The sequence below is a fragment of the Pseudomonas paraglycinae genome, assembly GCF_021601625.1.
In the GTDB taxonomy this organism is placed as follows: Bacteria; Pseudomonadota; Gammaproteobacteria; order Pseudomonadales; family Pseudomonadaceae; genus Aquipseudomonas; species Aquipseudomonas paraglycinae.
In genome coordinates, this window is record NZ_BQHR01000003.1 from 357,191 (window position 1) to 371,762 (window position 14,572).

General features: G+C 62.3%; 13 protein-coding genes. 10 read left to right on the forward strand and 3 right to left on the reverse strand.

The window, feature by feature from the left end:
• Nucleotides 1–27: 27 nt before the first annotated feature.
• Together L6D82_RS06265 and L6D82_RS06270 are read right to left on the reverse strand one after the other, a co-directional pair.
• The gene (locus L6D82_RS06265; RefSeq protein WP_236188386.1) at nt 28–852 is read right to left on the reverse strand and encodes an SDR family oxidoreductase; all 825 of its coding nucleotides are present in this window, start codon (nt 850–852) and stop codon (nt 28–30) included.
• 122 nt (nt 853–974) lie between these two features.
• Nucleotides 975–2,015 carry a threonine aldolase family protein gene (locus L6D82_RS06270; protein ID WP_236188390.1) on the reverse strand — a complete coding sequence of 347 codons (1,041 nt, stop codon included), beginning with the start codon at nt 2,013–2,015 and terminating at the stop codon, nt 975–977.
• Nucleotides 2,016–2,142: 127 nt separating this feature from the next.
• Here L6D82_RS06270 and L6D82_RS06275 point away from each other — a divergent pair, with 127 nt between their 5' ends.
• The 9 genes from L6D82_RS06275 (at nt 2,143) to L6D82_RS06315 (ending at nt 12,782) form a co-directional block, all read left to right on the forward strand.
• Complete coding sequence (locus L6D82_RS06275; RefSeq protein WP_236188392.1) at nt 2,143–2,853, forward strand: TraX family protein; 711 nt, start codon at nt 2,143–2,145, stop codon at nt 2,851–2,853.
• A 156-nt stretch (nt 2,854–3,009) separates the two neighbouring features.
• Complete coding sequence (glyA, locus tag L6D82_RS06280) at nt 3,010–4,263, forward strand: serine hydroxymethyltransferase (RefSeq protein WP_102685725.1); 1,254 nt, start codon at nt 3,010–3,012, stop codon at nt 4,261–4,263.
• 20 nt (nt 4,264–4,283) lie between these two features.
• Entirely contained in the window at nt 4,284–5,534 is a 1,251-nt protein-coding gene (locus tag L6D82_RS06285) for a sarcosine oxidase subunit beta (RefSeq protein ID WP_003206307.1), read from the forward strand.
• 14 nt (nt 5,535–5,548) lie between these two features.
• The gene (locus L6D82_RS06290; RefSeq protein ID WP_011336273.1) at nt 5,549–5,878 is read left to right on the forward strand and encodes a sarcosine oxidase subunit delta; all 330 of its coding nucleotides are present in this window, start codon (nt 5,549–5,551) and stop codon (nt 5,876–5,878) included.
• The gene (locus L6D82_RS06295) at nt 5,875–8,892 is read left to right on the forward strand and encodes a sarcosine oxidase subunit alpha (RefSeq protein ID WP_236188394.1); all 3,018 of its coding nucleotides are present in this window, start codon (nt 5,875–5,877) and stop codon (nt 8,890–8,892) included. Before L6D82_RS06290 ends, L6D82_RS06295 begins: the two co-directional genes overlap by 4 nt.
• A gap of 55 nt (nt 8,893–8,947) precedes the next feature.
• Complete coding sequence (locus tag L6D82_RS06300; protein ID WP_064599941.1) at nt 8,948–9,580, forward strand: sarcosine oxidase subunit gamma; 633 nt, start codon at nt 8,948–8,950, stop codon at nt 9,578–9,580.
• A gap of 252 nt (nt 9,581–9,832) precedes the next feature.
• Nucleotides 9,833–10,690, forward strand: a complete 858-nt coding sequence (purU, locus tag L6D82_RS06305) for a formyltetrahydrofolate deformylase (protein WP_007959808.1) — start codon at nt 9,833–9,835, stop codon at nt 10,688–10,690.
• 98 nt (nt 10,691–10,788) lie between these two features.
• The gene (fdhA, locus tag L6D82_RS06310) at nt 10,789–11,988 is read left to right on the forward strand and encodes a formaldehyde dehydrogenase, glutathione-independent (RefSeq protein WP_007959809.1); all 1,200 of its coding nucleotides are present in this window, start codon (nt 10,789–10,791) and stop codon (nt 11,986–11,988) included.
• Nucleotides 11,989–12,224: 236 nt separating this feature from the next.
• Entirely contained in the window at nt 12,225–12,782 is a 558-nt protein-coding gene (locus L6D82_RS06315; RefSeq protein WP_007959813.1) for a DUF2780 domain-containing protein, read from the forward strand.
• A 1-nt stretch (nt 12,783) separates the two neighbouring features.
• On the opposite strand, the gene L6D82_RS06320 is transcribed toward L6D82_RS06315, so the two are convergent.
• Nucleotides 12,784–13,671 (reverse strand): acyltransferase, encoded by an 888-nt coding sequence (locus L6D82_RS06320; RefSeq protein ID WP_102718892.1) that lies wholly within the window; start codon nt 13,669–13,671, stop codon nt 12,784–12,786.
• 193 nt (nt 13,672–13,864) lie between these two features.
• Here L6D82_RS06320 and rloA2 point away from each other — a divergent pair, with 193 nt between their 5' ends.
• On the forward strand, nt 13,865–14,368 hold the full coding sequence (gene rloA2 / locus L6D82_RS06325; RefSeq protein WP_007959815.1) for a retropepsin-like aspartic peptidase RloA2: 504 nt from the start codon (nt 13,865–13,867) through the stop codon (nt 14,366–14,368).
• Nucleotides 14,369–14,572: the final 204 nt, after the last annotated feature.

Consider the following 14,572-nt stretch of genomic DNA (forward strand, 5'->3'; position numbering starts at 1 on the left):
CCTGGTGTAGGTCTATTCTGAAAATGCTCAGTCGATAAACAGATCCGTCATCAACTTCGCGTCACTCTTCGGCTCAAACCGATAGTGGTCGAATTCGCTCACGCCGCTTTCGCGCAAGATCTCTTCATCAATCAACAACCGCCCGGTAATCCGCCGCTCGCTGCTGCTCAGAATCACATGCGCCGCATCCGCCATGATCGCTGGCGTGCGCGCATGCTTGAACGACTCCCGATTGCCCAGCTGAAACTCGATGGCCGCCGTGGCAATCATGGTCTGCGGCCACAGCGAATTGACGCTGATCCCGTAGTTGGCAAACTCCTCGCTCATCCCGACCGTCAGCATGCTCATGCCGTACTTGGTCACGGTGTAGGGGCTGTACTGGGCGAACCACTTACTGGCCAGATTCAGCGGTGGTGACAGGTTAAGGATGTGCCCGGAGGATTTCTTCAGGTAGGGCAGGGCCGCCTGGCTGCACAGCAACACCGCGCGGGTGTTGATCTGGTGCATCAGGTCGAAACGCTTGAGTTCGATGTGCTGCACACCGGTCAACTTGATCGCCCCGGCGTTGTTCACCAGTGCATCGATCCCGTCGAAATGTTGATTGGCCTGGGCCAGCGCCTGTCGCACCGCGTCTTCATCACGCACATCCAGTTGCAGCGCCAGGGCCTTGCCGCCGGCCGCTTCGACTTCAGCGGCGACGCTGTGGATGGTGCCGGGCAACTTGGCGTGCGGTTCGGCGCTCTTGGCCGCGATCACGATATTGGCCCCGTCCTGTGCAGCCCGCAGCGCAATCTCGCGCCCGATGCCACGGCTGGCGCCAGTGATGAACAAGGTTTTGCCTTTTAGCGACATGCGCAAGCTCCTGCTTATTGTTATGTGAGCGATGGCTCGACAGACAATGTAGACGATGGAGCTGAAACAGGAGGGGGAGGAGCTGTGGCGTGGGAGCAGGCTCCCGCGCCACGGGGAGGCGATCAGGCCGACATGACTTCGCGGATGTCGCGCGCCAGTTCGCGTACGCGTTCCTCTTCGGTGTCCCACGAGCACATGAAGCGCGCGCCGCCCTTGCCGATGAAGGTGTAGAAGCGCCAGCCGCGCGCGGTCAGGGCGGCGATGGCCGGTTCCGAGAGTTGCAGGAACACGCCGTTGGCCTGGACCGGGAACATCAGTTCCACGCCCGGGATGTCGCTGACCAGTTCGGCCAGCAGTTGCGCGCAGTGGTTGGCGTGGCGGGCGTATTTGAGCCAGGCGTCGTTTTCCAGGATGCCGACCCACGGCGCCGACAGGAAGCGCATTTTCGAGGCCAGTTGCCCGGCCTGTTTGCAGCGGTAATCGAAGTCTTCGGCCAGTTTGTGGTTGAAGAACAGGATCGCCTCACCCACCGCCATGCCGTTCTTCGTGCCGCCGAAGCACAGCACGTCGACGCCGGCCTTCCAGGTCAGGTCTGCCGGCGAGCAGCCGAGGAAGGCGCAGGCGTTGGAGAAACGCGCGCCGTCCATGTGCAGGTTCAGGCCCAGCTCCTTGCAGGTGTCGCTGATGGCGCGGACTTCTTCCGGGGTGTAGACGCTGCCGACTTCGGTGGCCTGGGTCAGGGTCACGACGCGCGGTTTCGGGTAGTGAATGTCCTGGCGCTTGAGGGCGACTTCGCGGATCGAGGCCGAGGTGATCTTGCCGTTTTCAGTACCGGCGATCAGCAGTTTCGAGCCGTTGGAGAAGAATTCCGGCGCGCCGCATTCGTCGGTTTCGACGTGGGCGGTTTCCGAGCAGATCACGCTGTGGTAACTCTGGCACAGCGACGACAGCGCGAGCGAGTTGGCGGCGGTGCCGTTGAAGGCGAAGAACACTTCGCAGTCGGTCTCGAACAGCTTGCGGAAATCATCCGAGGCGCGGGCTGTCCATTCATCGTCGCCATAGGCGCGCTGGTGGCCGTGGTTGGCCTGTTCCATGGCAGCCCAGGCTTCGGGGCAGATACCGGAATAGTTGTCGCTGGCGAATTGTTGGCTCTTGTCGGTCATGGCCGGCTTCCGTGGTCGGTGCGCTTGTGGCGCTCCGTTGGTCAATGATGGTGCGCACTTTACCGAAGATCATCCGGGGAGCACACGGGATGTCGCTGTCAGAACTTTACAAGGATGCGAGCCGATTATGCACCTGAGCCGGCGCGACGGCGCACTCGATCTGCTCAAGTGGCTGGCGCTGCTGAGCATGCTGCTCGATCACTTGCGATATGTCGGGATCAGCGCCGATTGGCTGTATGTGCCGGGACGGCTGGCGTTCCCGTGGTTCTGCCTGGCGATGGCGGCGAACCTGGCCCGTGACGGCGCGCGCAAGACCGAATGGCGTTATCTGGGCTGGTTGTTGCTGTTCAGCGCCGTGAGTGAAATTCCCTACCGTTTGTACATTCCAGAGCCCGACACGTTGAACGTGATGCCGACGCTGGCGCTGGGCCTGCTGGTGGCGCGGGGCTGGCAGGCGCGAGCGCTGATTTCGCGATTGCTGGCCGTCGGCGCGCTGCTGTTGGCGGCGATGTTCCCGGAGCGACTGATGTTCGGTCTGTTCGGCGTCCTGCTGCCACTGGCGATGTTGCTGGTGTTTCGTCGGCCCTGGTATTTCAGCCTGCTGCCGGGCCTGCTGTGTCTGGCCGCGAATCAATGGCGGACGCTCTACGAATCCGCGCAGTTCGGCAACATTGTCGCCATCCTCGGGATTGTGACTTGCCTGATCGCGCCACTGCTCGGAATGTTCCTGTTGCGACAAGCCACTTACCTCCACGCGCAACCCATGCGGCGCTGGGCGTATGCGCTCTATCCCGCGCATTTCGTGGTTCTTCTGGCCTTGCGCCAGCTACTTGTTTGAGTCCGTCGCCGCCGCCATGTCGTAAACGCACCTTTGCGTGGCGTCCGTAGGCATTTGACCTCCCTGCGCCGGCCATACCATCGCATCAAAGGGCATTGGCTGAACGCCGTGCCTTACCGAGACGAATGGCGCACAGATGCCGCTGGGAGAGACGCGATGTTCAGCAAGCAAGACCAGATCCAGGGTTACGACGATGCACTGCTGGCGGCGATGAATGCCGAGGAGCAACGTCAGGAAGATCACATCGAGCTGATCGCGTCGGAGAACTACACCAGCAAGCGCGTGATGGAAGCGCAAGGCAGCGGCCTGACCAACAAATACGCCGAAGGCTATCCGGGCAAGCGCTACTACGGAGGCTGCGAGCACGTCGACAAGGTCGAAGCCCTGGCCATCGAACGCGCCAAGCAACTGTTCGGCGCCGATTACGCCAACGTCCAGCCGCACTCCGGTTCCTCGGCCAACAGCGCCGTGTACCTGGCCCTGCTGCAAGCAGGCGACACCATCCTCGGCATGAGCCTGGCCCACGGCGGTCACCTGACCCACGGCGCCAAGGTGTCGTCCTCGGGCAAGCTGTACAACGCCGTGCAGTACGGCATCGATACCAAGACCGGCCTGATCGATTACGACGAAGTCGAGCGTCTGGCCGTCGAGTGCAAACCGAAAATGATCGTCGCCGGTTTCTCGGCCTACTCGAAAACCCTCGACTTCCCGCGCTTCCGTCAGATCGCCGACAAGGTCGGTGCGCTGCTGTTCGTCGACATGGCCCACGTCGCCGGACTGGTGGCCGCCGGTCTGTACCCGAACCCGCTGCCGTACGCCGACGTGGTCACCACCACCACTCACAAGACCCTGCGCGGTCCGCGTGGCGGGCTGATCCTGGCCAAGGCCAACGAAGAAATCGAGAAGAAGCTCAACGCGGCGGTATTCCCCGGCGCCCAGGGCGGCCCGCTGATGCACGTCATCGCCGGCAAGGCGGTGTGCTTCAAGGAAGCACTGGAGCCTGGCTTCAAGGCCTATCAGCAACAAGTGATCGACAACGCCCAGGCGATGGCGAGCGTATTTATCAAACGTGGCTACGATGTAGTGTCCGGCGGCACCGACAACCACCTGTTCCTGGTCAGCCTGATCCGTCAGGGCCTCACCGGTAAGGACGCCGACGCCGCCCTCGGTCGCGCTCACATCACCGTCAACAAGAACGCCGTGCCGAACGACCCGCAGTCGCCGTTCGTCACCTCCGGCCTGCGCATCGGCACCCCGGCGGTGACCACCCGCGGCTTCAAGGTGACCCAGTGCGTGACGCTGGCCGGCTGGATCTGCGACATCCTCGACAACCTCGGCGATGCCGATGTCGAGGCCAACGTCGCCCAGCAGGTTTCGGCCCTGTGCGCTGACTTCCCGGTTTATCGCTGAGCGTTCTGGAGTACATGACTATGCAACGCTATTCGGGCTTCGGCCTCTTCAAACACTCCCTCAGCCACCACGAAAACTGGCAGCGCATGTGGCGCACGCCGACCCCGAAAAAGGTCTACGACGTGGTCATCGTCGGCGGCGGCGGGCACGGTCTGGCGACCGCCTACTATCTGGCAAAAGAGCACGGTATCACCAACGTGGCCGTGGTCGAGAAGGGCTGGCTGGGCGGCGGTAACACTGCGCGCAACACCACCATCGTTCGCTCCAACTACCTGTGGGACGAGTCGGCGCACCTGTATGAACACGCGATGAAACTGTGGGAAGGCCTGTCTCAGGATCTGAACTACAACGTGATGTTCTCCCAGCGTGGCGTCTACAACCTGTGCCACACGCTGCAGGATATTCGTGATTCCGAGCGTCGGGTCAGCGCCAACCGCCTCAACGGCGTCGACGGCGAACTGCTCAACGCCAAGCAAGTCGCGGACGAAATCCCGTACCTCGACTGCTCGAAAAACACCCGCTACCCGGTGATGGGCGCGACCGTTCAGCGTCGCGGCGGCGTGGCCCGTCACGATGCCGTGGCGTGGGGCTTTGCCCGTGCCGCCGACGCCTTGGGCGTGGATCTGATCCAGCAGACCGAAGTGATCGGTTTCCGCAAGGAAAACGGCGTGTGCATCGGTGTTGAAACCAACAAGGGCTTCATCGGCGCCAAGCGCGTCGGCGTGGTCACCGCCGGTAACTCCGGGCACATGGCCAAACTCGCCGGTTTCCGTCTGCCGATCGAATCCCACCCGCTGCAGGCGCTGGTGTCCGAGCCGATCAAACCGATCATCGACAGCGTGATCATGTCCAACGCCGTGCACGGTTACATCAGCCAGTCCGACAAGGGCGACCTGGTGATCGGCGCTGGTATCGACGGCTACAACGGCTACGGCCAGCGCGGTTCGTACCCGGTGATCGAGCACACCATCCAGGCCATCGTCGAGATGTTCCCGGTGCTGTCGCGAGTGCGCATGAACCGTCAGTGGGGCGGCATCGTCGACACCACGCCGGACGCCTGCCCGATCATTTCGAAAACCCCGGTACCGAACATGTTCTTCAACTGCGGTTGGGGCACCGGCGGCTTCAAGGCCACACCTGGCTCGGGCAACGTGTTTGCCGCGAGTCTGGCCAAGGGTGAAATGCACCCGCTGGCCGCACCTTTCTCCATCGACCGTTTCCACAACGGTGCGTTGATCGACGAACACGGCGCTGCGGCTGTCGCCCACTAACAGGAGAAATCCCCATGTTGCATATCTTCTGTCCTCACTGCGGCGAACTGCGCTCCGAAGAGGAATTCCACGCATCCGGCCAGGCGCACATCCCGCGTCCGCTGGATCCGAACAGCTGCACCGACGAGGAGTGGGGCGACTACATGTTCTTCCGCGACAACCCGCGCGGTCTGCACCACGAACTGTGGGATCACGTCGCCGGTTGCCGCCAGTACTTCAACGTCACCCGCGACACCGTGACCTACGAGATTCTCGAAACCTACAAGATCGGCACCAAGCCGCAATTCACCGACAAGGCTGACACTGCGAAAACAGCCACGACGGCGCTGGGAGAGAAGGTATGAGCCAGACCAATCGCCTGTCCAACGGTGGACGGATCGACCGCAACAAAGTGCTGAGCTTCACCTTCAACGGCCAGACCTACAAAGGTTTTGAAGGCGACTCGCTGGCCGCAGCCCTGCTGGCCAACGGCGTCGACATCATTGGCCGCAGCTTCAAGTATTCGCGTCCGCGCGGCATCTTCGCCGCCGGTGCCGAAGAGCCGAACGCGGTGCTGCAGATCGGTGCTACCGAAGCCACCCAGATCCCTAACGTGCGCGCCACGCAACAGGCGTTGTACCAAGGGCTGGTCGCCACCAGCACCAACGGCTGGCCGAGCGTCAACAACGACATGATGGGGATTCTCGGCAAGGTCGGCGGCAAGCTGATGCCGCCGGGTTTCTACTACAAAACCTTCATGTACCCGCAATCGTTCTGGATGACTTACGAGAAGTACATTCGCAAGGCCGCAGGTCTTGGTCGTTCGCCGACCGAAGTCGATCCGGACACCTACGACTACATGAACCAGCACTGCGACGTGCTGATCGTCGGCGCCGGCCCGGCCGGTCTGGCCGCAGCACTGGCCGCTGCACGCAGCGGTGCGCGGGTGATCATCGCCGACGAACAGGAAGAGTTCGGCGGCAGCCTGCTCGACTCCCGCGAAAGCCTCGACGGCAAACCGGCGATGGAATGGGTGGCCGGCGTCATCGCTGAATTGAAGAGCACTCCGGACGTGCTGCTGTTGCCGCGCGCCACGGTCAACGGCTACCACGACCACAACTTCCTGACCATTCATGAACGCCTCACCGATCACCTCGGTGACCGCGCGCCGATCGGCCAGGTGCGTCAGCGCATCCACCGCGTCCGCGCCAAGCGTGTGGTGCTGGCGACCGGTGCTCACGAGCGTCCGCTGGTCTACGGCAACAACGACGTGCCGGGCAACATGCTCGCCGGCGCGGTGTCGACTTACGTGCGCCGTTACGGCGTGGCACCGGGCAAAAAACTGGTGCTGTCGACCAACAACGATCACGCCTACCGCGTGGCGCTGGACTGGCTCGACGCCAGCCTGCAAGTGGTCGCCATCGCCGACGCCCGCAGCAATCCGCGTGGCGCATTGGTTGAGGAAGCGCGCGCCAAAGGCATTCGCATCCTCACCGGCAGCGCCGTGATCGAGGCCCGTGGCAGCAAGCACGTCACCGCTGCCCGCGTGGCGGCGATCGATGTCAAAGGCCACAAGGTCACCAGCCCCGGCGAATGGCTCGACTGCGACCTGATCGCCAGCTCCGGCGGTTACAGCCCGGTGGTTCACCTGGCGTCGCACCTCGGCGGCAAGCCGATCTGGCGCGAAGACATCCTCGGCTTCGTACCGGGCGAAGCACCGCAGAAACGCGTGTGCGTCGGTGGCATCAATGGCGTCTACGGTCTTGGCGATTCTCTGGCTGACGGTTTTGAAGGCGGAGTGCGCGCTGCGTCCGAAGCCGGTTTCCAGACCGTTGAAGCCGTGTTGCCGAAAGCCCTGAGCCGTCTGGAAGAGCCGACGTTGGCGCTGTTCCAGGTGCCGCACGAGAAGGGCACTTCGCGGGCGCCGAAGCAATTCGTCGACCTGCAGAACGACGTGACCGCCGCGGCCATCGAGCTGGCGACCCGCGAAGGTTTCGAGTCGGTCGAGCACGTCAAACGCTACACCGCGCTGGGCTTCGGCACCGATCAGGGCAAGCTCGGCAACGTCAACGGCCTGGCGATTGCCGCCCGCTCGCTGAACGTGACCATCCCGCAGATGGGCACCACGATGTTCCGTCCGAACTACACGCCGGTCACTTTCGGCGCGGTAGCCGGTCGTCACTGCGGGCACATCTTCGAACCTGTGCGTTACACGGCACTGCATCAATGGCACCTGAAAAACGGCGCCGAGTTCGAAGACGTCGGTCAGTGGAAACGTCCGTGGTACTTCCCGAAAAACGGCGAAGACATGCATGCCGCCGTCAAACGCGAATGCAAGGCTGTGCGCGACAGCGTCGGTCTGCTGGACGCTTCGACCCTGGGCAAGATCGACATCCAGGGCCCGGACGCCCGCGAGTTCCTCAATCGCGTGTACACCAACGCCTGGACCAAGCTCGACGTGGGCAAGGCCCGTTATGGCCTGATGTGCAAGGAAGACGGCATGGTCTTCGACGACGGTGTGACGGCGTGTCTGGCCGACAACCATTTCGTCATGACCACCACCACCGGCGGTGCGGCTCGCGTACTGCAGTGGCTGGAGCTGTACCATCAGACCGAATGGCCGGACCTGAAGGTGTACTTCACCTCTGTCACCGACCACTGGGCGACCATGACCCTGTCCGGCCCGAACAGCCGCAAGCTGCTCAGCGCCGTGACCGACATCGACCTGGCCAATGAAGCGTTCCCGTTCATGACCTGGAAAGAAGGTCTGGTCGGCGGTGTGCCGGCACGGGTGTTCCGCATCTCGTTCACCGGTGAGCTGTCGTACGAAGTCAACGTCCAGGCCGACTACGCGATGGGCGTGCTGGAAAAAATCGTCGAGGCGGGCAAACAGTACAACCTGACCCCGTACGGCACCGAAACCATGCACGTTTTGCGGGCGGAGAAGGGCTTCATCATCGTCGGCCAGGACACCGACGGCTCGATGACCCCGGACGACCTGAACATGGGCTGGTGCGTCGGTCGCACCAAACCGTTCTCGTGGATCGGCCAGCGCGGCATGAACCGTGAAGACTGCGTGCGGGACCAGCGTAAGCAACTGGTGGGCCTGAAGCCGATCGATCCGAACGTATGGCTGCCGGAAGGTGCACAGCTGGTGTTCAACACCAAGCAGTCGATCCCGATGACCATGGTCGGCCACGTGACCTCCAGCTACGCGCACAACTCCCTCGGCTATTCGTTTGCCATGGGCGTGGTGAAGGGTGGTCTGAAGCGTCTGGGCGAGCGGGTGTTCGCACCGCTGGCGGATGGCAGCGTGATCGAGGCGGAAATCGTTTCTTCGGTGTTCTTCGATCCGAAAGGCGATCGCCAGAACATCTAACTGATCGCTCCCGCGCCTGGCGCGGGAGCGACACCGAATTCAGGAAGGGTGCTTTATGACCGCAGCCAACGTTTACCAACAACGCCCGACCACCGGGGCCAAGGCCGAGTCGTCGCTGCATCACGCCGACCTCGCCAGCCTGGTCGGCAAGGGCCGCAAGACCGCCGGTGTCACCGTGCGCGAGAAGAAACTCCTCGGCCATCTGACCATCCGTGGCGATGGCCACGATGCCGCGTTCGCCGCCGGTGTGCACAAGGCGCTGGGCATTGAATTGCCGGGCGCCCTGAGTGTGATCGTCAAAGGCGAAACCAGCCTGCAATGGATGGGCCCGGATGAGTGGCTGCTGATCGTGCCGAGCGGTGAAGAGTTCGCCGCCGAGCAGAAACTGCGCGAAGCGCTGGGCGATCTGCACATCGCCATCGTCAACGTCAGCGGCGGCCAGCAAGTGCTTGAATTGAGCGGCCCGAACGTACGTCAGGTGCTGATGAAATCCACCAGCTACGACGTGCACCCGAACAACTTCCCGGTCGGCAAGGCTGTGGGCACGGTGTTCGCCAAGTCGCAGCTGATGATCCGCCACACCGCTGAGGACACCTGGGAACTGCTTATCCGTCGCAGCTTCTCGGATTACTGGTGGTTGTGGTTGCAGGATGCGTCCGCAGAATACGGCCTTAGCGTTCAGGCTTGAGGTGAATTGCGTCGATCTTGCTTGCGTGTAGGGCCTGAGATTTTTGCCCCCTCACCCCAACCCTCTCCCCCAAGGGGGCGAGGGGGAAAGGGAGCTGATCTCGGTTGGTTTCAAAGCCTGAGTTCGGCTCGGTATTTCACGTCGGCGTAGCTCGAAAGAACAACCCGGTCAGTCCCCTCTCCCTCCGGGAGAGGGCTAGGGTGAGGGGAAAACTCCCTGACACCCCGCACAAAGAACAGGAGTCACCGCACCATGAGCCGCGCCCCAGACACATGGATTCTGACCGCCGACTGCCCCAGCGTTCTCGGCACCGTGGACGCGGTGACGCGTTTTCTGTTCGAGCAGGGCTGTTACGTCACCGAACACCACTCGTTCGATGACCGCCTCTCGGGGCGTTTCTTTATTCGTGTGGAATTCCGTCAGCCCGACGGTTTCGACGAGCAATCCTTCCGCGCCGGCCTCGCCGAACGCGGTCAGGCGTTCGGCATGATCTTCGAGCTGACCGCGCCGAACTACCGGCCAAAAGTCGTGATAATGGTCTCCAAGGCCGATCACTGCCTCAACGACTTACTCTACCGCCAGCGCATCGGCCAGCTGTCGATGGACGTGGCGGCGGTGGTGTCGAACCACCCGGACCTCAAGCCGCTGGCCGACTGGCACCAGATTCCCTACTACCATTTCCCCCTCGACCCGAACGACAAACCGGCCCAGGAGCGGCAGGTGTGGCAAGTGATCGAGGAGGCTGGCGCCGAACTGGTGATCCTCGCCCGCTACATGCAGGTGCTGTCGCCGGAGCTGTGCCGCAAGCTCGATGGCAAGGCGATCAACATTCATCACTCGCTGCTGCCGGGCTTCAAGGGCGCCAAGCCGTATCACCAGGCCTACAACAAGGGCGTGAAACTGGTGGGCGCCACCGCGCACTACATCAACAACGACCTCGACGAGGGGCCGATCATCGCCCAGGGCGTCGAGGCCGTGGATCACAGTCATTACCCCGAAGACCTGATCGCCAAGGGCCGCGACATCGAAGGCCTGACCCTGGCCCGGGCCGTGGGGTATCACATTGAGCGGAGGGTGTTCCTGAACGCCAATCGCACCGTCGTTCTTTAAGTCATAACAACGCAAAACCAACAAGCAATAACCCGAGCACTTAACGCGCTGCCTGCCTGGGCGGCGCGGTTCCATAAAAACAACAGCGAGGTGAAAGCATGTCTGGCAATCGTGGTGTGGTGTATCTCGGCGCTGGCAAGGTCGAAGTACAGAAAATCGACTATCCGAAAATGCAGGATCCGCGCGGCAGGAAGATCGAGCACGGTGTCATCCTGCGTGTGGTTTCAACCAACATTTGCGGCTCCGACCAGCACATGGTGCGCGGCCGTACCACGGCGCAGACCGGTCTGGTGCTGGGCCACGAGATCACTGGTGAAGTGATCGAAAAAGGCTCCGACGTCGAGAACCTGAAAATCGGCGATCTGGTGTCCGTTCCGTTCAACGTGGCTTGCGGGCGCTGCCGTTCCTGCAAGGAGCAACACACCGGCGTCTGCCTGACCGTCAACCCGGCCCGTGCCGGCGGTGCCTACGGTTACGTCGACATGGGCGACTGGACCGGTGGCCAGGCCGAATACGTGCTGGTGCCGTACGCCGACTTCAACCTGCTGAAACTGCCGGACCGCGACAAGGCCATGGAGAAAATCCGTGACCTGACCTGCCTCTCCGACATTCTGCCGACCGGTTACCACGGCGCCGTCACCGCGGGCGTTGGTCCGGGCAGCACCGTTTACATCGCGGGCGCAGGCCCGGTCGGCCTGGCCGCTGCTGCTTCGGCCCGTCTGCTGGGCGCGGCGGTGGTGATCATCGGCGACGTCAACACCATCCGCCTGGCCCACGCCAAGGCTCAGGGTTTTGAAGTGGTCGACCTGTCGAAAGACACCCCGCTGCACGAACAGATCGCCGCGCTGCTGGGCGAACCTGAAGTGGATTGCGCGGTGGACTGCGTGGGCTTCGAAGCCCGTGGTCATGGTCACGACGGCGTCAAATCCGAAGCTCCGGCCACCGTACTCAACTCGCTGATGGGCGTGGTGCGCGTAGCTGGCAAGATCGGCATTCCGGGCCTGTACGTGACCGAAGATCCGGGTGCCGTGGACGCTGCCGCGAAAATGGGCAGCCTGAGCATTCGCTTCGGCCTCGGCTGGGCCAAATCCCACAGCTTCCACACCGGCCAGACCCCAGTGATGAAGTACAACCGCCAGCTGATGCAGGCGATCATGTGGGACCGCATCAACATCGCCGAAGTGGTGGGCGTGCAGGTCATCAGCCTCGACCAGGCGCCGGAAGGCTACGGCGAGTTCGATGCCGGCGTGCCGAAGAAGTTTGTGATTGATCCGCACAAGTTGTTCAGTGCGGCGTAAGCGATGAGGCAATAAAAAAACGGCGACCCTGGGTCGCCGTTTTTTATGAGGGGTGCTGCGTTCCAAAACCGCGGATCTGCCATTCATCGCCCGGCGTTCGGACTTTCACGTTTCATGCACGCCTTCGGTATGAAAATGGCTGGCCCGCGCCGGAACATGCCGGCGGATGCCCGGTCAAACCGGGCAGTTTGACCCTCCCTTGACGGAAGGTCTTCACGCCACAAGAGGATGTCTGAATGAAGATTTCACGCGGTTTTGCCCTGGCATCGCTCCTGACCCTGGCGGCAGGGCCGGTGTTTGCCGGTTTCAGTTTGAATGACGTGGCCGGTGCGGTATCGGGCATGCAGGGCGGGGACAAGGCCGCCGCCGCGGCGCCGACGTCGGAAACCGCCGGTCTGTTGAGTGCCTTGAGCGCGCTGAACGTCACGCCGCAGCAAGCGGTCGGCGGTACCAGTGCCATGTTGGGCCTGGCGAAGAACCAACTGAGCAACACGGACTATTCCGAGCTGGCCAAGGAAGTGCCGGGCATCGACAAGCTGTCGGGCGGCAGCGGTAATCTGGCGGCGTTGAGCGGCTTGCTCGGCTCGTCGGGCAAGTCCGCCGGGCTGGAAAATGCGCTGGGCAACGTCAAGGACACCAATGACCTGAACAACGCCTTCGGTGCGTTGGGCATGGACAGCGGGATGGTCGGCCAGTTTGCCCCGATCCTCCTGCAATACCTCGGTCAGCAGGGTGTCGGCGGTTCGTTGCTGCAAAGCCTGGGCAGCATCTGGGGCACCGGCACCAACGGTTGACTCAGCGGCGCTCGCCCTTGAGTTCGGCGATGCGCTGATCCTTGAGGGTCCAGAGCTGGTTGACCCAGTTCTGGACCTTCTCGCGAAACGCCGGATCATTTTCGTAATCGCCCTGCCACAGGGCCGGATCCAGCTCGCGGGTCTGGATGTCGATGATCACGCGCGGTACGTTGCCGCTGATCAGGTCCCAGAACCCCGGAATCTTCTGCTGTGGATAAACCACGGTCACGTCGAGAATCGCGTCCAGCTGTTCGCCCATCGCCGCCAGTACGAATGCCACGCCGCCGGCCTTGGGCTTGAGCAGGTGGCTGAACGGTGATTGCTGCTGAGTGCTTTTGGCAGCGGTGTAACGCGTGCCTTCCAGATAGTTCACCACCGTCACCGGCTGACGCTTGAACAGCTCGCAGGCGGCCTTGGTGATTTCCAGATCCTTGCCGGCCAGTTCCGGGTTCTTCGCCAGAAACGCCTTGGTGTAACGCTTCATGAACGGGTAATCCAGCGCCCACCAGGCCAGGCCCAGAAACGGCACCCAGATCAGCTCTTTCTTGAGGAAGAACTTGAAGAACGGCGTGCGCCGGTTGAGGGTCTGGATCAGCGCCGGGATATCGACCCAGGACTGATGGTTGCTGATCACCAGGTAAGACGTGTCGCTGCGCAAGTCTTCGCCGCCGCGAATGTCCCATTGGGTGGGGATGCACAGGCGAAAGATCAGCTTGTCGATTTCCGCCCAGGTTTCGGCGATCCACATCACCGCCCACGAGGCGTAGTCGCGAAAGCGTCCCGGCAGGATCAGCTTGAGCAGGGCGAACACCATCAGCGGGCCGAACAGCACGAGGGTGTTGGACAACAGCAGCAGGGTGACGAGACAGCCGGTGAGCAGGCGGCGCATAAGCAACTCTTGGAAAACGGATGGGCGCGCCATGATAAGTGGCTTCGGCCGACAGGCCAAATCCGCCGGTGACGAATGTTTCACCTGTGGCGCGTTAGTCTGATCGTTCCCACGCTCTGCGTGGGAACGATCAAGTAAACAACGGTCTAAAATCTCGCGTCTGACGTCCCCATTTCCCAAGGAAGCCCCTTACGTGAAATCCCTCCTTGCACTGCTTTCCCTCGTCGCCCTGCCGGTGCTCGCCGCCGAACCGACGCTGTACGGTCGTTACGAATACATCGCGCTGCCGGAAATCGGCGGCGAAGTGCTCAAGGCCAAGATGGACACCGGCGCGCTGACCGCCTCGTTGTCGGCCAAGGACATCGAGACGTTCAAACGCGACGGCGAAGACTGGGTGCGTTTCCGTCTGGCCACCAAGGACGCCAGCAACAAGGTGTACGAGCACAAGGTCGCGCGGATCAGCAAGATCAAGAGTCGCTCGGATGAAGAAGACGAGGGCGAAAGCACCGAAGTGGCCAAGCGTCCGGTGGTCGATCTGGAGCTGTGCCTGGGCGACGTCAAGCGTACCGTGGAGGTCAACCTGACTGACCGCAGCAACTTCAACTACCCGTTGCTGATCGGGGCCAAGGCCCTGCGCGAGTTCGGCGCGGCGGTGAACCCGGCGCGACGCTTCACCGCTGACAAACCTGATTGCTGATCGAGCGTCGTGTCTCGCAAATGCTGTTCCTTTTTGACGGTGTCTGTTGCCGTCATGCTGCGTTGCCGCTCCTCGCCATAGCGGGCTATGACTCGTCGCGGCGCCTTGCCTGACGACAACAGCCACTCGTCAAAAAAGGAACGCATTTGTGAGACGCGACGCTGGTGGTCTCATTGACGTAACGCCGGGCTTGGGGCACCGTTC